Genomic DNA, 18,736 nt, shown 5'->3' with positions numbered 1-18,736 from the left:
TTTACCCTATCTGAGCTAAGAAATCAACCGATTTTTTAATCAAATCAAAATTCATTTCATGCACTTCTTTTCCTTTTCCTAATTTTTCCAATAAGGTGATGCATAGCTGTCCTCCCAAATGTTCTTGGAACTCTTGCAAGCCTTTGAATAAATTAGCTTTATCGTTTTCGGCCAATGCCGGGTGGTAAATATCAAATCCTAGGGTTCTGATGACTGCTATCACGCGATCTCTTTCCTCAGCCGTCAAATAACCAATTTCATGGGAATAGGCCGTATCTAAAGCAATACCAATAGCCACAGCTTCTCCATGACGTATCTCAAAATTGCTTAAATATTCCAACTTATGAGCTGCCCAATGGCCAAAATCCAAGGGTCTAGCAGAACCTAATTCAAAAGGGTCTCCGCTGGAAATATGTTGCATGTGTAATTCGGCACAACGGTAGATTTGCTCTATCATAACGGCCTCATTGCGCTCATTCATGGCGGCTGCATTTTCTTCCAACCATTGGAAAAAAACCAAATCCTTGATTAAAGCCACTTTAATGGCTTCGGCTATACCCGATCGCCAATCACGGTCGTTTAAGGTTGCTAATAAATTTACGTCATTAAATACGGCTACCGGTGGCGCAAAGGTGCCCAAGAAATTCTTTTTACCCATGTAATTCACCCCATTTTTCACGCCTACACCCGAATCGTTTTGAGATAAAACCGTACTCGGTATACGAATGAATTTTACTCCTCGGTGCGAGATTGCTGCCGCATATCCACTCATGTCTAAAAAGGCTCCTCCTCCAATACATGCTACAAAAGAGTGCCTGTCAATCCGATGTTCATCGATGGCTCTAACCACTTCTTCATAAAAGCGCGGGTCATTCTTACATACTTCGCCGCCTGGTAAAATGAGGATTTCAGGGGCTAAATCAGCCACAGGATAATGCTCAAAGTACTGAACGATTTCATGGGTTAAATTGGGATGCGCATCGGCCACACCCTTGTCAATGACAAATACAATTCTTTTTCTGAAATCAGCTAATCCAAAATGCTGGATAAAATCCTTGAATACCGGATTTTCTCGCTGAAATAAGCCTTTGGAGAAAATGACCTGATAGCGGAAGGGTACCTGAAAATATTGTTCTAATGACTGCATGCTATAAAATTAGGTAACGGCAAAGAATTTCCCTACTCGCATTGAAATGGGAAGAAGGGCTAATACTGCCAAAGCGATCACCCACTGTCCACTCAGACTCACCCAAGCGGCATTCATCACAATGAGTGATAAGACGCCTGCTTTCACTGTTTTACCTATGTTGGGACCTATGGGGTTTTGATACGCTTTTATTAAAGGTTTAAAGATAAGCGTGATATGCAAGAAAATGAACGGAATGGCGATCCATTGTTCAGATTTTATCGCTAAAGATAATTGTGCGGCATGAATGATTAAAAAAAATAGGGCAGCAGCTGCGATGGGCCATGGGGTACTTCCATGTACTTCACCTCGACTCACCATGGTGATGGCTGCTATGTAAATCAATGGCAAAATCATCCATTGACCTTGTTCAATGACGCCTAATTCATAGACTGACATGCCTAGGAGTAGGTTGAATGCCCGACAAAGTCCCATGTTGATAGGACCGAAATAGGTCATGTGTTTACCTTTCCAATCATAAAATAGGGCTAAAAGCGAGATGATAATGGCTATGTAAGCGCTGAGTAAGCTTTGTTGGTATGCCAGAAATATCCCCAACACCAAAAGCAAAAGGCCACCCGTTACTGACGCAGTTAATGAAATGCGTCCGCTGGGTAAGGCTCTTTCTGGTCGCTCCAAGCTATCTAATTCACGGTCAAATACGTCATTAAATACTACTCCACCGGCATACAAACACATGGTGGAAAGTCCCAAAAATATTACAGGCTGTATGGAATAATCTTTCCAGACGAATAGAAAACCCACAATGGCCATACCTGCCAAGATATCAGTCAAGGCGGTGATGACATTGGCTGGTCGAGTTAATTCCAAAAAGGCCCGTATTTGGCTCATTAGCGAATGATCAAGGAGTTTTTGTTGACTCTAGGAGCCTGGCCACCCCGTAATACCGTATTGCCATTGAATTTCAAAGATTGGTCGATTTCCATACCATGGATAAAGTCCGACTCTTTGATTTGTCCACTTTGAGCGAAGGCATCCAAGGCATTTTGGTAGGTCACTAATCGAATATCTTCATCCGCAATACCTTTCATTTTCATCAATGCTGCCGTTTTCGGTATCGCCAATGGATCGGAAATACCCCAGTCGGCCGCGGAATTAATCATGATCATGGATGGACCGTATTGTTTGACGATTTCCACCATCCGCTCATTGCCCATTTTGGTAAAAGGATAAATGGTGAAGGCCGCATAAAATCCTTGGTCTAATACCGATTTAACCGTTTCTTCATTATTATGGTCAATGATCACCATCTTGGGGTCTAAGCCATGTTCCAAAGCAATGGCCATACTTCTCTCCGTCCCTTTTTTCTTGTCGCGGTGAGGAGTATGTACCTGCACAGGTAAGTTCATTTCTTTTGCCAATTCCAATTGGGCACGGTAATATTTTTCTTCTAAAGCTGTCTGATCATCAAAACCAATTTCACCAACTCCCACCACTCCTTCTTTTTGTAAGAATAGCGGTAAAATCTCCATCACTTCCTCAGCCAATGCCTCATTATTTGCCTCGCGGGAGTTTAATCCAATGGTGCAATAATGTTTGATACCAAACTGAGAAGAACGGAAACGCTCCCAACCGACCAAGGTAGCAAAGTAATCCTTGAACGAAGATAAACCCGTTCTAGGTTGTCCCAACCAAAATGCAGGTTCTATGATGGCTACCACGCCTGCATCTGCTAAGGCTTGATAGTCATCCGTTGTTCTGGCCGTCATGTGCACATGCGGGTCAAAAAACTTCATGCCTTTGATGTATTGCTCAAATGTTTCTTCCACGGTACTGGCAGTCATAGCTTCCTCTGCAGATCCTTGAAAGTGAGATGGGTTCGATTGGTGTGGATTTTTACACATAATCTTAGGCTGGTTGGTAAATGGGTTCTGGTTTCTCTAAAGCACCCCATGATTCGCCTGGAACTGCGGGTAGCTCGTTTTTGTATTTTTCTGCCAAAGTTTTCGCTTCAGGCAATTTAGCTTGTGACAAGACTAAAGCCGCCGCTAATCGATCGGATGCTTGGTCGGAATGTATTAATTTCTCAATGTCCACCAACATGTCCTGGTTCAAATAAGGAACCAATAAGCGCCATACTTGGGAAGGAACACGACGGTTAGCGGCCCAGCGTTCATGGGCAAAATCCACCAACGTAGCGACTAAGGCTTCGTTATTTCTTTCTTCCAAACCTTCTATTTGATGGATGGGTTTATCGTTGAATATGCACTTTAAAACCAATTGGTTCCAAGCTAATTCTGAGAAATACTGCTTTGGATAAGGATTTCCGAAGGCAATAGCATCAAAGATCAAACCTACATTGGACCTTACAGCATCTGTGGCGCGGTTCATCCAAGCTTCCGGATATGATAAAATCGGAATGGCGGAGTACAAGGCCACCGATTCATTCATTTCGGCAGTGTCAAACAATAGGTTAATTTTCTTGATGTATGCTTCTTGACTCAAATCTCGCTCTTGACATAGGCTTAATAAATAGACCCTTGCCAACCGATCCAAGGTCCAACCGTTCCAATTCCACGCCGGTAGGATGGTGGTGGCTTGACTCAGCACTTCTTTTTCTAGTTCTTGTTTTTCAATGAAACGAGGAACCATGACAAAGCTGAGCGATAAAGAATTGGCGTCTTTCGCTGATTTTTCCCTCAACCAATCCAATTCCTTGGGTTGGCATTGGGTACTTAATGCTTGAAATAGGGACTCGGAGATATTCAAAATATGCTATTTTTTTATGATTTTAGGCTAAAAACGAATTTACTACATAATCCTTAGATTGATGACATGATTTATATATGATATTTATCAGCCATGGCAATTATTGTATATTTTCTTCGGCTTTAATCTGGTAGGATTTCTTCTGCAGAAAAATTGTTTGCCAAAAATAACGAAAGAGCATCCTCGTTTTCTGCGTAAATAATACCTGATTTTCGGTATTATGGGTCAAAGGCCTCATTTTGATCAGGTTTAACATGATTTTCCAAGTCCAAAATAAAGGTACCAATAGGGCATAATTCAACAGAATAATTAAATAGGCAGCCACCCCATAACTTTTTCGTATCCAAAGTAAATTCGATACTTGGATTTGCACGGAAAAACGATTGACCCAAGAGGTCTTAGCTCTGCGAAATGGATTATCACCCAATAAATGTATTACGCGTATGTCTTCAAAATAGGCCAATTTACCGGCTTTAATCAAACGAGTACTCCATTCGGCATCCTCGGCATACATGAAAAAATCCTCGTCCCAGGCCCCCACTTGTTGGATAACGGTCTTACTTGTCATCAAGAAAAAACCGACCAAATTATTGGTTTCATAGCTTTGCTCCGGTACGTATTTTGGGAAACAATCATACACGAATCGTTTCCAAGCAGGAATATTGGGCAAAATATACAAATCAATCCTGATGTCGTTCAGCGTCCGATAATAGGGGATAGGTTCACCTTTTGCATCTACTTGAATGGCACCCACGGCAGCAATTTCTGGCTTTTGAGTTAGGTATTCATAAGCCTTACCAATGGCATTATCGCTCACCAAGGTATCCGCATTCATGAACAATACATGAGTTCCCTGGGCCACAGCTAGACCCGCATTGTTGGCTTTGGAAAAACCGGCATTATAGCCTAAGTCAATCCATTTTGTCTGAGGAAAAGCCTCTAGAATAGCCTCATTGGCTCCAGCTTGATACTTGTTGTCCGCCACAATGCACTCAAAGTCGACGCCTGTAGTATACTGGTAAATGCTCTGAAAGCAATTCAGTAATAGTTCTTCGCTTTGGTAATTTACAAAAATGATGGAAAGCTGCATAAGTTACAAAAATAACCTAAAATGTGGGGAAATGAAATGGGATAGAAATGAAGAATGTAGAATGAAGAATGTAGAATGTAGAATGTAGAATGAAGAATGTAGAATGAAGGATGTAGAATGAAGGATGAACGCGCTGTTCGACATGTTCCGCAGGGTCATGTCGAATGATAGATCATTGGAATTTGTGATTCCATACCATTTTTATGGTTTTAATAAAATTATACGTTGTAGCTATTCTCAAGGCATTTCTTTTTTTGGATAAAAATAGGGATTAGTGCTAAGGGATTAGTGTTTAGCTGTTAAATAACATTTTGTAAATTAGCAATTGGCTTCGAGAGCCTCAGCAAATTGTTAATTTCTGGGCTAAGACGCAAGTACTCATATTAAAACAAGTGGATAAGTTGGCTGAGGTTCTCGAAGCCAACGATTACTATTTGAATTGACACATCGGAACATTTCGAACAACGCACAACTAATCCCTAACCTCTAATCCATAATCCCTAACAACGTCGAATAATAGATCATTGGAATTTGTAATTCCATACCATTTTTATGGTTTTAATAAAATTATTCGATATGTTCTAAAGGTGTCTGATAAAAAGCACGATCATTAATCACTAAACACTAATAATTAATCATTGAATTTCTAGGTATTTCTTTTTTTGGATAAAAAAAGAAACAAAAAAACTTGAAACAAAGCGGTTAATCCTAAGACGAATTCCGCTAAGCGGAACCGATGCTCACTCCGCATACGGCTTTAATTTTTGACGCTTAGCCATGTCCTACGCAAGAGTCAAAAATGCGCCTGCCGCTTCGCTCATGCTTCGTTCCCATCTTTCGTTGGGATTAACCTTTGAATGAATAAAAATAGGGATTAGTGTTAAGGGATTAGTGTTTAGCTGTTAAATAGCATTTTGTAAATTTGCAATTGGCTTCGAGAGCCTCAGCCAACTGTTAATTTCTGGGCTAAGACACAAGTACTCATATTAAAACAAGTGGATAAGTTGGCTGAGGTTCTCGAAGCCAACGATTACTATTTGAATTGACACATCGGAACATTTCGAACAGCGCACAACTAATCCCTAACCTCTAATCCATAATCCCTAACAACGTCGAATAATAGATCATTGGAATTTGTAATTCCATACCATTTTTATGGTTTTAATAAAATTATTCGATATGTTCTAAAGGTGTCTGATAAAAAGCACGATCATTAATCACTAAACACTAATAATTAATCATTGAATTTCTAGGTATTTCTTTTTTTGGATAAAAAAAGAAACAAAAAAACTTGAAACAAAGCGGTTAATCCTAAGACGAATTCCGCTAAGCGGAACCGATGCTCACTCCGCATACGGCTTTAATTTTTGACGCTTAGCCATGTCCTACGCAAGAGTCAAAAATGCGCCTGCCGCTTCGCTCATGCTTCGTTCCCATCTTTCGTTGGGATTAACCTTTGAATGAATAAAAATAGGGATTAGTGTTAAGGGATTAGTGTTTAGCTGTTAAATAGCATTTTGTAAATTTGCAATTGGCTTCGAGAGCCTCAGCCAACTGTTAATTTCTGGGCTAAGACACAAGTACTCATATTAAAACAAGTGGATAAGTTGGCTGAGGTTCTCGAAGCCAACGATTACTATTTGAATTGACACATCGGAACATTTCGAACAGCGCACAACTAATCCCTAACCTCTAAACCCTAAACCCTAAACCCTAAACCCTAATCCCTAACAACTATTCCCTCCATTCTTCATTCTTCATTCTCCATTCTCCATTCCCCCCACTAGGTAAAACACCCAAATTCGACTAATTTTGTTAAATGGAAGAAAGACCGATCACCGACTGGTTACCCTTAACAAAAAAGGAAGTAGAAAAACGAGGCTGGGACGAGCTAGATGTTATTTTGATATCTGGTGACGCCTATGTCGACCATCCTTCTTTTGGTACAGCAGTGATTGGTCGCATCATGGAAAGTGAAGGCCTTAAAGTAGGTATCGTAGCCCAACCCAACTGGCAAGATGATTTACGGGATTTCAAGAAATTAGGTAAGCCCAAATACTTTTTTGGCGTGACTGCCGGCTGTATGGATTCCATGGTGAATCACTACACGGCTAACCGTCGTTTGCGTTCAAACGATTCCTATACCCCGGGTGGTGAAGCTGGTTTTAGACCCGATTATGCTACCACGGTTTATTCCAAAATCCTCAAAGAGATTTATCCCGATGTTCCGGTGCTTATCGGTGGGATTGAAGCTTCTTTGCGCCGTGTGACGCATTATGATTATTGGGCAGATAAATTATTTCCTTCCATTTTAGTGGATTCCCAGGCCGACATGCTGGTTTATGGCATGGGGGAGCAACCTTTGCGTGAGATTATTCGGGGCGTGAAAAGTGGGATTCCATTGAAGGAATTGACGAACATTAACCAAGTGGCCTTTTTGCAGCCAAAAGAACAAGCTTTACCCGTGGTGGAGTCTTGGGAAACGGTGGAACTGAGTAGCCATGAGGAATGCTTGGTTGACAAAATCAAATACGCTGCCAATTTCAAGATTGTGGAGGTGGAGTCCAATAAATGGCAGGCTAATCGGATAACCCAACAAGTAGCGGATCAAACCTTGGTCATCAACCCGCCCTTCAAAACCATGGATGAGGTGGAGATGGATCGCTCATTTGATTTACCTTATACCCGTTTACCACATCCCAAATATCGCAAAAGAGGGCCTATTCCTGCTTTTGAGATGATTAAATTCTCGGTCAACATGCACCGAGGTTGCTTTGGGGGATGTAGTTTTTGTACCATTTCGGCGCATCAGGGCAAATTCATTGCTTCTCGAAGTGAGAAATCCATCATGAAAGAGGTGGATCAAATCACGAAATCCCCTGATTTTAAGGGATATATTTCCGATTTGGGCGGTCCTTCGGCGAACATGTACCGCATGAAAGGCAAAGACGAGTCCATTTGTGCTCGTTGCTCCAGTCCTAGTTGCATTCACCCGGTGATTTGTTCCAATTTGGACACCTCTCATAAGCCATTAACGGAGATTTATAAGAAAGTAGACGCCCATCCGGGCATCAAAAAAGCTTTTGTGGGTTCAGGAGTTCGGTACGATTTATTGGTGGATGATTTCAACAAGAACAATTCCGACATGAACCACGATGAATACATGGAGCAATTGATTACGCGCCATGTGTCGGGCCGATTGAAGGTTGCACCTGAACATACTTCTGATGCGACCTTACGTGTGATGCGTAAGCCATCGTTTAAGTATTTCAGAAAGTTCAAAGAGAAGTACGATGCCATTTCGGCCAAGCATGGTTTAAAGCAGCCCTTGATTCCTTATTTTATCTCTTCCCACCCAGGTTGTGAGGAAGTGGATATGGCCAATTTAGCGGCGGAGACCAAGGATTTAGGCTTTCATTTGGAGCAGGTGCAGGATTTCACCCCAACCCCCATGACGGTAGCCGAGGTGATTTATTACACAGGCGTGCATCCTTATACTTTACAACCGATTTACACGGCCAAAACCAAGGAAGAAAAGCAAAACCAGAATAAGTATTTCTTTTGGTACAAAGCCGAGTTCAAGGATTGGATCAGGAACCGATTGACCAAATTACAGCGGCCCGACTTAGCCCAGCGCTTGTTAGGCTTTAGAAATAGAAACCAAAAATATTAATCAATTATATCAATGGAAGTTAAAGACAGCAACGGCAATTTATTAAACGATGGCGATTCAGTGACAGTCATTAAAGACTTAAAAGTACGTGGATCCTCTGGCGTGATCAAAAGAGGCACCATGGTGCGCAATATCCGCTTAACCGATTTCGAAGGCGAAGTAGAAGGCAAGGTTGAGAAAACGATGATGGTGCTAAAGACGGAGTTTTTGAAGAAGGCGTAGTTTACCTAGTTACGCTTACTTGTTTAGACGGTTTTTTAGGCTGCGGTTTCGAACCAAGCAACTCAACGTTGAAATTTACTTTAGCGTTGAGTGCCTTAAATACCTTGAGGATCGTTTCAAATCTTGCATCGGTCAGGCTGTTTTCTAATTTAGAAATTTGAGCTTTTTTTACACCTACTAATCGTCCCAGTTCTTCTTGTGTCCAATTGCGTTGTAATCTAGCTTCTCGAATGGCTTCTCCCAATAAATCAAGACGCAATTCTTGTTCAAAAGCATCTCTTTTGGGTGTACCCTTTTTGCCAATATGTTTTTCGGTTATGTGTTCTAGGCTATAAGTTTTCATTCTTTGGTTGTTTTATTTTTCGGGTTCTTTAGCTCAAAATATCGAGTTCTTAATTTCTCTGCTTTGTCCAAATCACTTTGAGGCGTTTTGCCTGTTTTCTTGATTAATCCATGAGTTGAAACGACAACAGTATTGTTTTTTTCTGATTTATCCCAAAATGCAAAAAGTCGGTAGTAAGTCTTGTTATAAAGCGTTCTAAACTCCCAAATTTCGTCAGTCAATTTTTTGAAAAGCTCTTTATCGCTAGAAGATCTTGCTTTAGTGATGTTGTAAATGATTTTATCTCTGACCTTCTCGTCAAGGCTTTCAAGGAACTCGGCCGCTTCTTCTAAAAACTCAACATTAAATTTTGGGGACTGCATCAGAGAAACGTTTCAACAAATATGAAAGTTTCTTTATTAGGAAACAAATAATTGGGTTGTGAAATTTATAAGCAAACTGATATTGATTTGAATGAAGATTATGAAAATTTATTTACTGCTGGAGATTCAGTAACCATCATCAAAGATTTGAAGGTACGTGGATCCTCTGGCGTGATCAAAAGAGGCACCATGGTGCGCAATATCCGGTTAACCGATTTCGAAGGCGAAGTAGAGGGCAAGGTGGAGAAAACGATGATGGTACTAAAGACGGAGTTTTTGAAGAAGGCCTAGTTTTTCAAAATGAATAATGGGAGGGATGTAAACTTTGATTTTTAGTAATATCCTTTCCCATTGATACAGTGTCTTATCCCACCTCTAGGGTTTTCCATGTCTCCTTTGTATCTAGGAATGACATGACAATGAAAATGGAAAACAGTCTGTCCAGCAGATTCTCCACAATTCATTCCGATATTGTAGCCATCTGGCTGATGCTTTATTTCGATTAATTCCTTCACCTTGTCAATGGTTGACCATAATTCAGTTTTTTCACTTTCAGTAAGTTCAAAATAATCTTTTCGGATTTGATTACTTATAATCAAAAGATGACCTTGAGAAACGGGGAACGCATCCTCTATGACAAAAAATGAATTGTTTTTGTAAATAAGCCGGTCTGGCTGAATATTGCTGAAATCTTTCATCAAAATGTTCCTTTTAATTCTATTTCAGGTTTCCAAATTTGAATAGAATTGGTCAGGGCTAGGTTATATTGAAATTCTAAAAATCTTCTCCTGCTTTCCTTGGTTGAACCTGTCTGGTTTATAATAGTTTCTGCCAAAGGGTGTTTACTTTCGATGTAAAACTCGTTTCTGTTGAATAATCGTTGAAGAAATCTTTTCTCAGGAATTTTAGCCTTTTTGTGCAAATTAATTTTGCTGTCTGCTAAGACTAAATTCCAAACACCATTAATATTAGCCCCTGTTTTTGCATGGTCTAATTTATTTACGTGAGGTAAAAAATGGTCTACTTCACAGATGTTTGGGGCAAATTTATGGATAGAAATATCTTGGTAGGAATAGAAGCATTTTCCTTTTTGATAACCATTCAATGAATCCCGAACAGAGGAAATGTCAATTCTCCTCATGGAGTTATTTTCAATGAAAAATAGGGACTTATCCTCATCATAACTAACCTCCAATAAATTGGGATTGATTTGCAAATTCCAAGCCGTTTCCACCAAATTCCAACGAGACTCTACTTCTTGTTCGAAGTTTTGGAATTGAAATAATTCTTTAATTTTTAACAAGTTATCGGTTAAAACGATTTCTTTCTTTCCATTGGCAAAGTTTTTCTCATAAAATAAATCAGGAATCACCCCTCCATTGACATTTTGGAACGCATCAATCACGTTTACAAAGCCATATTTCTCCGTGGTATAATAAAGTTCATCTTGGGAGATTTTCTCATGAATAAAACTTCTGCAAGCTTCCAAAAACTTACTTGAATTAGCACTCCCTTGTTTATCGTTTTTCCTTAGATGCTCAATAATGGAGTTGGCAAATGGTATGGATAATTCCTCTAAGTTTAGACTGGTTTTTTCTTTTTCAATTAAACCAATCAATGATTTTGCGAATGCGAATTTGTACGTAGCTGAGTTTTTTCCAAATAGAATAATGGCTCTCCACTGGGATTCTATAGAGGGGTCATTAATTTGGAATGCGGAGGTCATGTTAAAATCTTTGGTGTTTTTAATATAAAATCAAATATAAATAAAGAGGATAAATCAAAACCAGACATGATACAAGTGAGAAATGTCAATTTCTCACTTTACTTGCCATTTAGCTAATTGCTTGTCCACAGACATGTTATATTCAGTTTAAATTTGATTCGATTTCCTAAATTCTTAAATGCTTTTCATTTAGAGTATGGATGAGCAGATTATCATATTTAGATGATATTTTAAAATTTTCATACATAAACAATCCTGATCTTTTTACAGTATTTGCAACACTATCAAGTTCAAATAATTTGATATGAAATTTACCTTTTTTTGACTTGGGAGCGGCTTTCAATAAGACTTTGCAACTTTTAGTTGCAAATAGAATATGCATTTCTCTTTGATCAAAATATGGATGGACAATATTGAATTCACAATTAGAATATGAATTGGACTTAGTAGATATTGTATCTTGTTCACCTTTTAAGTCTACATTACAATGATGACAAGCTAATGCTAAATTTTGTGGCTCAAACATAAATTCGGGATAAGATTTCTTTCCTTTAGGCGCAATATGTTCTCTTTCCAAAGGACCACAATACTTTTCGTGAATTCCACAATAAATACAAAAACGGCCCTGAATTTTTAAAAGTTTAGGTTTAATTGAATTAACAACCGTATCTCTTTCAATTCTCTTAACGGTACAATTACTTTTTATTTTTCCATTCCATTCTCCTCCTTTTAATGGTTTAAGTCCATCAATAACAGTTTGTTCATCTTTTGAAAATTTTATAGACTTTCCTACCAAGTTTTGAAACAAAAATGACTTACTTTTTTTCCTCGACATATTTTTCAGCTTCTTTAATTATTTGATGGAGTGGGTCGCCATTTATATACTGGAATTGTTTAAATTTAGTTATATAGTCATTTATTTTTTTAAAATCCTTTGATCTTGTTGAAATCATTGAAAGCAATTTTCGCAAATCATATTCAAAGTAATGATTTCTAACATTTACAACACCAAATACATCGTAAAGTATTGCCTCAGGAGACCATCCAAATGGTGTATATTCTTTTAGTTCCGCAGTGAAATTCCCATTTTTATTGTTCAAAACAACCACAGAACCAAATGTTTCTTTCAAGTCAGAAAGCAAGAAATGAGAATGAGTTGCAATTAACACGTGGCATCCAGTAAAGCCTTTTAGAAAGCTTTTTAATAAATCAATGTATCTCATCTGCCAAGAAGGGTGCAAACTTATTTCAGGCTCATCAATAAATATGATAGTATTGGATTTTAGTTCAGGAATCGCTCTAAGAAAAGTTATGAGTAAACCAATTTCTCCTGTGCTTGAATCAAGAATATCGTAATCTAAATTTCCTTTTCTAAGTTTTATATATTCATATGTTAAAACATTTAATCGCCTTAATAGAGAAATATATGCATACTCTTCTACAAATTTTAAATTGTTAGTTTCGTCCGATATATTAATCTCAAAGTATCGAGTTCTTTTGCTTGATGAATTTGTATTTTCAATTTTGTTATTTATCAAATACTCATAAAAACCAAAAATAAATTCATCATTGTTTGCAAATCTTTCAATTACATTAGCTTGCTGTCTGTAAAATCCTTGTTTTGAAATGTCTAATAGGTGATTCTTTAGACCTTCAATGGAATTAATATTGTCAAATATTTTACCATTAAAATTGCTTTGACTTGATGTAAATGAATTTTTTAGTGAAATTTTTATTACGGGGTCTATTTTCAAAAAATCAAAAAGTTGTTTAGCCTTTAATACAAATGATTTGTCTTGGAGATTAGTACTAAAAATATCCATCAAATCATTTACAATAGCTCTCTTATGAGTGCTAATCCCTGTCATTCTTGAACCAACATATGCATAGTTTTTGTCTGACTTAGCTTGTTGTGGAAATTTGTCAAATAGGCTATTTGAAATTGAAAGTAGGTTTATTTCTTTTTCTATTTCAATGTTAGTGTAAAATTGTTTGTTTTCAATTGTTTTCGGCTTACCATTTATTAATAGGTTTACATTGATTTTTAAATCTTTAGATTTTAATCTTTGGTTTCTTGCTTGCCTAAATGCATTTAAAACATTAACCAGAAATCTGCTTTTTCCTGCTGCATTGTTACCAATAATTACAGTGAAAAAATTCTTTTCTAAGTTCTTCACAATAGGAGGGCTTACAGGGAAATGTTGCCCGTCAATAGAAACGTTTATAATTCTTACTCCTTTCATTTTAATTATGTTCTATTGGGTTGAGTATTATTTACACTTAATTTAAACGATTTGTAGCACCTTGTAAAGGTGGCTTTTCACTAAAAATGCTGATTTGGAGAACCAAACATTTATAAACAATTCCTAATAGCCAACGGGAGTATCTTCGAAGTACTGAATCGAAATTTTTAATAAAAGCCTATTGGGCGATGTTATGATTTTTAAGAATGAGTTCAATCAGTAATTTAATTTCGTTCATATGTAAAAATAGTTCGTTTATATCCTGTGTTTCTGATTGTAATAAATAAGATAATTCAAGAGCTTTAATATCTTTACTACCTGACAAAGCTTTTGACCTTAGCGAATAATAAGTTTCAAGGTCTCCTTTTGACCAAATAAAGATGTTATTTTCTCTAAGAGTAGTAAGTACATAATTATAATCGTCTGATCCAATTGATTCAATAATTGCAGTCTCTTTATTGCCTTTTGTATAACGCAATTGCATAAAATGCAATATTGAGAGCAAATCTTGATTATCCTTTTCTAATTCACCATTTGAAAATTTTTCAAAAAGACTTTGTAAAGTTTGTGCATCATGATTTTTATCAACACCTTTTACTCTTTCTTCTATTGCTTCATAATTAATTGGTAAAGCTGAAATTGCAGCTTTTATTTTATTTGCCTTTTCTTAAATTTCATTAAGTTTTAAATATTTAATCAGTTTAGGAACTTCATCTTTAAAACAGTCTAAATCCCCTAAAATTAAATATTCAATATCAAAACATTGAAGCATTTTTACATAGATGAGAAAATTCCCTTTTCCATTGACTCGCGAAACAGTTATATTTTGATAGTCGAGTAATTGTTTGTAATTTTTTATTTTATCAACTATTGAAGGAATCAGGTAAACCTCACCTCCTTCAACTAAAACAACTTTATCAGCAAAAAAGAGTTCCGTGTTATTTGACCAAAGAAACCTTTTTAATTCTGTGGTAATTTGTTGTGATATATCTGGGTCTAGCTGCCTAGCAATAGAACAGTTGTGTTCTGAATCCTTATAGACTCTAATTATATTAAATGGTTCAACATTTTTCAGGTATTCAGTTGAATGAGTACTTATAATTAGTTGTCTTGGCTGTTCTTCTGAACTTACTAAAAATTTATCAAGTTCAGCAGATATTACTCTTCTTGCCTGAGGATGAAGAAACAATTCGGGTTCTTCTGCAATTAGTAATGAACTGTTGTTGTGAAAGTTGTTACAATACAATGAAAATAAAGAAATAATAATTGCACTTTGAATTCCTGTACCTTTTTCATGCAATGGCCTATCAATACCGTCATTTACGAATAACTGAACATTCTTGTAAAGTTCATTCTTGGTGTCATTAATAAATTTAAAAGATACCGTTTTGTGTGCGATTGCACCCTCTAAAAGTTTTCTTATATCTGTCGTATCCTTATCGAATACTGCATCAACAAAATGTTTTATTTCAATTGACTTTTCTTTGATTAAATCTTCATATGTTTTGCCTGATTTGGGATGCAGATTGGTTTTATGATTTTCCCAAAGTCCCATTATTAGCTTTCCAAACCAAGTATAATGTACCAGACGTAAATCCTCTTTTTGACTGCGTAATGCACTTATTACTGTTGTTGTTATTAATGAATCTCTGAGTTTTTTTGATAAAAAATTTGAAACCCAGATTCCGTTTTCTGAATCCATGCAAATTATCCCAAAACCCGATTTTTCATCGTCTATTCTTGATTTACTAAAGAATAGTTTGATGATTTTTGCAGATTTCAAAAACACTAAAACTTCATCAGGCGATTTCCATGTGTTTTTAATATCGTATCCACCTTTATTTTGCCCTAGAACTTCAATTTCTGCCCTTTGCTCAATTTCATCAAGGCTTTGAAAAAAGTCAAAGTTGATGGCAAATTCGCCATTTTCTGCTTTTGGGTATAAAGCATTCCATGAAGTAATTTTTGAAAATGCAGTCTTCTTTTTTATGGTTTTAATCAGTTCTTCATCAAAATCTCTCCCTGCTAATTCTGCATCTAAGTATAGATTTTCGGCAATGACTTCTTTACATTCTCCTGTTTCATTATCAACTTCTTCATATGTGTAAAAGTCGTTGTCAGTTATATTTTGATATGTTGGGAATTTTTCACCCACAAGAACTTCAAGTCCTTTAATGATATTTGATTTGCCTGAATTGTTTTTACCTACAATAACGTTTTTGCCATTTTCCAGCCTGACCGTAACATGCTTTAAACTACGATAATTAAAAGCTGAAAATTTTGAAATGTACATTATCTGTAAATTTTTGTGTTTATAATTGTATCGACTAAATCTTAAATTAATGCAACTCAATTAAAATTACCTGCATAAACTTTAAACAGCCTGTGAGTGACGAAAATCTTTAGTATTGCAAATAGCTAATTAATAAATTGCGATAGTATAAATTGAATTCCTACGGGGAAAATATTTTCTAATGTAAGAACAATCCCTACTCTTTTTATATACTAATTATCCAATGCCTCAATTTTCTTGTAAGCAAAAGTTGAAATTCTAAATCGAAAATGAACATTGAAATTTCAGCACATACCGTTTAATACATTAATAAATACCTTGTATGATATAAAATCAGATTTGCATTACAAAATTCTCTCAACGTTCCCAGTATATACGTAGTGGAATTCTCTTTACAAGTAAGTATACAGAAAAATGCAAGAGCATAGGAATTTGTTCGCCATATGTAGGAGAGGTGGAGGTAGTTAAGATATTAGGGTTTATGTATTAGTGATAAAAAATTGGAGAGGGTTTATTCTTCCTCTTCTTCCTGCTCGTCTTGTATAAGTTCTTGGTTTAGTTTCTTGGTAGATTTTACCCCCAATTTCTTTAGGTTTTGGGCTCTAGTTACCAAGTTGCCTTTTCCTGTACTTAGTTTATTGACGGCATTGGCGTGGACATCTTCTGCCTTTTTAATGTGCTTGCCTACATCTTCCATGTCTTGGGTAAAGCTGACAAACTTATCGTACAAATCTCCGGCTTGTCGGGCTATTTCAATGGCATTTCTGGTTTGGTATTCCGTTTTCCAAACCGAGGCAATGGTCCGTAGCGTGGCTAAGAGGGTAGAAGGGGAGACCAAGACAATCTTTCTTTCCCAGGCAAAATTAAATAATGTCGTGTCCTGAGAAATGGTCGCCACAAATCCAGATTCAATTGGGATAAATAAGAGCACAAAATCCGGGCTGTTCAAGTTCAGACCCGTATGGTAATCCTTGGCAGATAATTCCTTGATGTGGTTTTTCAAGGATTCAATATGGGCCTTTAGGGCAATGTCCTTCTCCACACTGCCTTCCTCAGCGCTGGTGTAGCGTTCATAGGCCACGAGGGATACTTTGCTATCAATGATCAGATTTTTACTGTCAGGCAAGAAAATCACCGCATCAGGTTTGATGCTTTCATTGACTTGGTTTCGGGTGACAAATTGGGTTTCATATTCGGAGCCTTTTTTCAAACCTGAGCTTTCCAAAACTCGTTCTAGGATCATTTCACCCCAATTTCCTTGGGTTTTATTGGAGCCTTTTAGTGCATTCGTCAAATCCTCGGTTTTTTGAGTCACGGTTTGGTTGAGGCTGGTCAGGTTTTTGATTTGCTCCATCAAGGCGCTATTTTGCTCAATACTGCTCTTTTGGCCTAGGTTTACCTTCTCCTCAAACTCCTTCAATTTCTCCTTGAGCGGATTCAAGACATCATTCAATTTCACTTGTTGCTGCTCGCTCAATACTTTACCTTGTCTCAGCACAGATTCATTGCTGATATCCACTAGCATTTTCCGCATCTTTTCTTCGTCTGCCTTCTGGCTGTCGAGCGCCTCTTTCATACTTTTGGTTTGTCCTTCCAATAAAGAGACTTGCCCAAAAAGGCTTCGGTTTTCTTGTTCCAGTTCTTGGATTTTCTTTTTGGCTTCGGTTTCATTGCTTTGCCATTTCACTTGATCTTGAGCGAATTGGGCCAATTGGCTGGCCAATAGATTGATTTTACCTTGTAGTAGGAGGTAGGTGATACCGGCTCCTGCCAATATGCCGAGAAAGATGTAGAGGATAGTCATGGGGCAAAGATAGTTGTTAGTTATAAGTGTTTAGTTATTAGGTGGACAATTCAGATCTATTTTATATGGATACTGATTTTGAAGGTTTAAATTAAACGCTTCTTTATATCTAATGTCAAGGTATTTCTTTTTTTGGAGAAAAAAAGAAACAAAAAAACTTAGTTTAAAATACGGTTAATCCTAAGACGAATTCCGCTTTGCGGAACCGATGCTCACTCCGCATACGGCTTTAATTTTTGACGCTTGGCTAAGCCTTCGCAAGGGTCAAAAATGCGCCTGCCGCTTCGCTCATGCTTCGTTCCCATCTTTCGTTGGGATTAACCGTTCAACTTAAAATAAAGGGATTAGTGTTTAGTAGTTAGTGCTAAGAATCTGATAATTAATATGTTCTATTTATCCAAGTAATTTCAAATAAATGGCAGCTCTCGTCGTTCAGCTCCAGCGAAAGGGAATGAACGCAGCGGTAGACGAGGTTTTGACAATGCGCAAGGGCCATGCCGCGTCGGCGTCAAAAGTATAGGCGATAGCGAAGTGAATCCCGGTTCTGCGGAGCAGAATTCGCCTTTGCTGGACGACAATAACCGTTTTTTTGTTTCTTTTTTTTCGAAAAAAAAGAAATACCAAAAGAATCATAAACTAAGTAAAGGTCATTCAGAAAGTATTTTTAATGATTTAGACTGAATGTTCAAAATAACCCTTCGTAGAACAACATATGATATTGGCTTCGAGAGCCTCAGTCAACTGTTAATTTCTGTGATAAGACACAAAACTTCAATTTACACCAGTTGTATGAGTTGGATGAGGTTCTCGAAGCCAAGCATTGCAATTTAAATTGAATGAGCTGTTCGTTCTGACCCCTGCGGAACCTATCGAACAGCACAACATCTAAACACTAATCCCTAAGCACTAATCACTATTTTTCTCCATTCCTATCTGGCATAAAAAAAGCCCACTAGAACCTAGCGGGCTTGATAATAATAACTTGGAGCTTACTTACTTTCCCGGGTTTGATCCCAGTATCATCAGCGGTGCGGGGCTTAACTTCTCTGTTCGAGATGGGAAGA

General features: G+C 37.4%; 17 protein-coding genes and 1 rRNA gene. 3 read left to right on the top strand and 15 right to left on the bottom strand.

The genetic code is table 11. From position 1 onward, the window contains the following. Nucleotide 1: 1 nt before the first annotated feature. The 5 genes from ACST15_RS10685 to ACST15_RS10665 form a co-directional block, all read right to left on the bottom strand. Nucleotides 2–1,147 carry a 3-dehydroquinate synthase gene (locus ACST15_RS10685; protein WP_459454644.1) on the bottom strand — a complete coding sequence of 382 codons (1,146 nt, stop codon included), beginning with the start codon at nucleotides 1,145–1,147 and terminating at the stop codon, nucleotides 2–4. A 9-nt stretch (nucleotides 1,148–1,156) separates the two neighbouring features. Continuing rightward, the gene (eboC, locus tag ACST15_RS10680; RefSeq protein ID WP_459454643.1) at nucleotides 1,157–2,038 is read right to left on the bottom strand and encodes a UbiA-like protein EboC; all 882 of its coding nucleotides are present in this window, start codon (nucleotides 2,036–2,038) and stop codon (nucleotides 1,157–1,159) included. Then, entirely contained in the window at nucleotides 2,038–2,991 is a 954-nt protein-coding gene (locus ACST15_RS10675) for a TatD family hydrolase (protein WP_459454767.1), read from the bottom strand. The genes eboC and ACST15_RS10675 overlap by 1 nt, the downstream gene beginning before the upstream one ends. A gap of 64 nt (nucleotides 2,992–3,055) precedes the next feature. After that, entirely contained in the window at nucleotides 3,056–3,916 is an 861-nt protein-coding gene (locus ACST15_RS10670; RefSeq protein ID WP_459454642.1) for an EboA domain-containing protein, read from the bottom strand. A 100-nt stretch (nucleotides 3,917–4,016) separates the two neighbouring features. Continuing rightward, nucleotides 4,017–5,006 (bottom strand): glycosyltransferase family 2 protein, encoded by a 990-nt coding sequence (locus tag ACST15_RS10665; protein ID WP_459454641.1) that lies wholly within the window; start codon nucleotides 5,004–5,006, stop codon nucleotides 4,017–4,019. A gap of 1,819 nt (nucleotides 5,007–6,825) precedes the next feature. Here ACST15_RS10665 and ACST15_RS10660 point away from each other — a divergent pair. Next, nucleotides 6,826–8,679: a YgiQ family radical SAM protein gene (locus tag ACST15_RS10660; protein WP_459454640.1), complete on the top strand. Its 1,854-nt coding sequence runs from the start codon at nucleotides 6,826–6,828 to the stop codon at nucleotides 8,677–8,679. Between the two features lie 12 nt (nucleotides 8,680–8,691). Beyond that, nucleotides 8,692–8,901 (top strand): zinc ribbon domain-containing protein YjdM, encoded by a 210-nt coding sequence (locus ACST15_RS10655; protein WP_109322565.1) that lies wholly within the window; start codon nucleotides 8,692–8,694, stop codon nucleotides 8,899–8,901. 1 nt (nucleotide 8,902) lies between these two features. On the opposite strand, the gene ACST15_RS10650 is transcribed toward ACST15_RS10655, so the two are convergent. Then, complete coding sequence (locus tag ACST15_RS10650) at nucleotides 8,903–9,244, bottom strand: helix-turn-helix domain-containing protein (protein WP_459454639.1); 342 nt, start codon at nucleotides 9,242–9,244, stop codon at nucleotides 8,903–8,905. Continuing rightward, nucleotides 9,241–9,606: a type II toxin-antitoxin system RelE/ParE family toxin gene (locus ACST15_RS10645; protein ID WP_459454638.1), complete on the bottom strand. Its 366-nt coding sequence runs from the start codon at nucleotides 9,604–9,606 to the stop codon at nucleotides 9,241–9,243. Before ACST15_RS10645 ends, ACST15_RS10650 begins: the two co-directional genes overlap by 4 nt. An 87-nt stretch (nucleotides 9,607–9,693) precedes the next feature. On the opposite strand from ACST15_RS10645, the gene ACST15_RS10640 reads away from it, so the two are divergent. Further along, nucleotides 9,694–9,897, top strand: a complete 204-nt coding sequence (locus ACST15_RS10640; RefSeq protein WP_459454637.1) for a PhnA domain-containing protein — start codon at nucleotides 9,694–9,696, stop codon at nucleotides 9,895–9,897. Nucleotides 9,898–9,938: 41 nt separating this feature from the next. Here the strand turns inward: ACST15_RS10640 and ACST15_RS10635 are convergent, their stop codons facing one another. The 8 genes from ACST15_RS10635 to rrf form a co-directional block, all read right to left on the bottom strand. Then, a complete protein-coding gene (locus tag ACST15_RS10635; RefSeq protein WP_459454636.1) occupies nucleotides 9,939–10,304 on the bottom strand; it encodes an HIT family protein in 366 nt (121 codons plus the stop codon). After that, nucleotides 10,304–11,332: an HNH endonuclease domain-containing protein gene (locus tag ACST15_RS10630; protein WP_459454635.1), complete on the bottom strand. Its 1,029-nt coding sequence runs from the start codon at nucleotides 11,330–11,332 to the stop codon at nucleotides 10,304–10,306. The genes ACST15_RS10635 and ACST15_RS10630 overlap by 1 nt, the downstream gene beginning before the upstream one ends. 166 nt (nucleotides 11,333–11,498) lie before the next feature. After that, nucleotides 11,499–12,167: an HNH endonuclease gene (locus ACST15_RS10625; RefSeq protein WP_459454634.1), complete on the bottom strand. Its 669-nt coding sequence runs from the start codon at nucleotides 12,165–12,167 to the stop codon at nucleotides 11,499–11,501. Next, the gene (locus ACST15_RS10620) at nucleotides 12,148–13,575 is read right to left on the bottom strand and encodes an AAA family ATPase (protein ID WP_459454633.1); all 1,428 of its coding nucleotides are present in this window, start codon (nucleotides 13,573–13,575) and stop codon (nucleotides 12,148–12,150) included. Before ACST15_RS10620 ends, ACST15_RS10625 begins: the two co-directional genes overlap by 20 nt. A gap of 178 nt (nucleotides 13,576–13,753) precedes the next feature. Further along, nucleotides 13,754–14,059 (bottom strand): hypothetical protein, encoded by a 306-nt coding sequence (locus tag ACST15_RS10615; RefSeq protein ID WP_459454632.1) that lies wholly within the window; start codon nucleotides 14,057–14,059, stop codon nucleotides 13,754–13,756. A 183-nt stretch (nucleotides 14,060–14,242) separates the two neighbouring features. Beyond that, complete coding sequence (locus ACST15_RS10610; protein WP_459454631.1) at nucleotides 14,243–15,868, bottom strand: ATP-dependent nuclease; 1,626 nt, start codon at nucleotides 15,866–15,868, stop codon at nucleotides 14,243–14,245. A 511-nt stretch (nucleotides 15,869–16,379) separates the two neighbouring features. Continuing rightward, nucleotides 16,380–17,672, bottom strand: a complete 1,293-nt coding sequence (locus tag ACST15_RS10605; RefSeq protein ID WP_459454630.1) for a DNA recombination protein RmuC — start codon at nucleotides 17,670–17,672, stop codon at nucleotides 16,380–16,382. Nucleotides 17,673–18,652: 980 nt separating this feature from the next. Next, nucleotides 18,653–18,736: ribosomal RNA gene (gene rrf, locus ACST15_RS10600) — 5S ribosomal RNA — on the bottom strand; the annotation flags it as partial.

It is taken from the genome of Aquirufa sp. Wall-65K1, from assembly GCF_054558475.1.
Note: the sequence above shows the minus strand (reverse complement) of the source record. Positions and strands in the feature narration are given on the sequence as shown.

Excerpts from the sequence above, each read along its gene's own strand:
- ACST15_RS10675 (WP_459454767.1), bottom strand. The coding sequence starts at position 2,991 with ATGACTGCCAGTACCGTGGAAGAAACATTTGAGCAATACATCAAAGGC.
- ACST15_RS10630 (WP_459454635.1), bottom strand. The coding sequence starts at position 11,332 with ATGACCTCCGCATTCCAAATTAATGACCCCTCTATAGAATCCCAGTGG.
- ACST15_RS10685 (WP_459454644.1), bottom strand. The coding sequence starts at position 1,147 with ATGCAGTCATTAGAACAATATTTTCAGGTACCCTTCCGCTATCAGGTC.
- ACST15_RS10665 (WP_459454641.1), bottom strand. The coding sequence starts at position 5,006 with ATGCAGCTTTCCATCATTTTTGTAAATTACCAAAGCGAAGAACTATTA.
- ACST15_RS10620 (WP_459454633.1), bottom strand. The coding sequence starts at position 13,575 with ATGAAAGGAGTAAGAATTATAAACGTTTCTATTGACGGGCAACATTTC.
- ACST15_RS10645 (WP_459454638.1), bottom strand. The coding sequence starts at position 9,606 with ATGCAGTCCCCAAAATTTAATGTTGAGTTTTTAGAAGAAGCGGCCGAG.
- ACST15_RS10625 (WP_459454634.1), bottom strand. The coding sequence starts at position 12,167 with ATGTCGAGGAAAAAAAGTAAGTCATTTTTGTTTCAAAACTTGGTAGGA.
- ACST15_RS10605 (WP_459454630.1), bottom strand. The coding sequence starts at position 17,672 with ATGACTATCCTCTACATCTTTCTCGGCATATTGGCAGGAGCCGGTATC.
- ACST15_RS10610 (WP_459454631.1), bottom strand. The coding sequence starts at position 15,868 with ATGTACATTTCAAAATTTTCAGCTTTTAATTATCGTAGTTTAAAGCAT.
- ACST15_RS10650 (WP_459454639.1), bottom strand. The coding sequence starts at position 9,244 with ATGAAAACTTATAGCCTAGAACACATAACCGAAAAACATATTGGCAAA.
- ACST15_RS10635 (WP_459454636.1), bottom strand. The coding sequence starts at position 10,304 with ATGAAAGATTTCAGCAATATTCAGCCAGACCGGCTTATTTACAAAAAC.
- ACST15_RS10615 (WP_459454632.1), bottom strand. The coding sequence starts at position 14,059 with ATGCAATTGCGTTATACAAAAGGCAATAAAGAGACTGCAATTATTGAA.
- ACST15_RS10655 (WP_109322565.1), top strand. The coding sequence starts at position 8,692 with ATGGAAGTTAAAGACAGCAACGGCAATTTATTAAACGATGGCGATTCA.
- ACST15_RS10660 (WP_459454640.1), top strand. The coding sequence starts at position 6,826 with ATGGAAGAAAGACCGATCACCGACTGGTTACCCTTAACAAAAAAGGAA.
- eboC (WP_459454643.1), bottom strand. The coding sequence starts at position 2,038 with ATGAGCCAAATACGGGCCTTTTTGGAATTAACTCGACCAGCCAATGTC.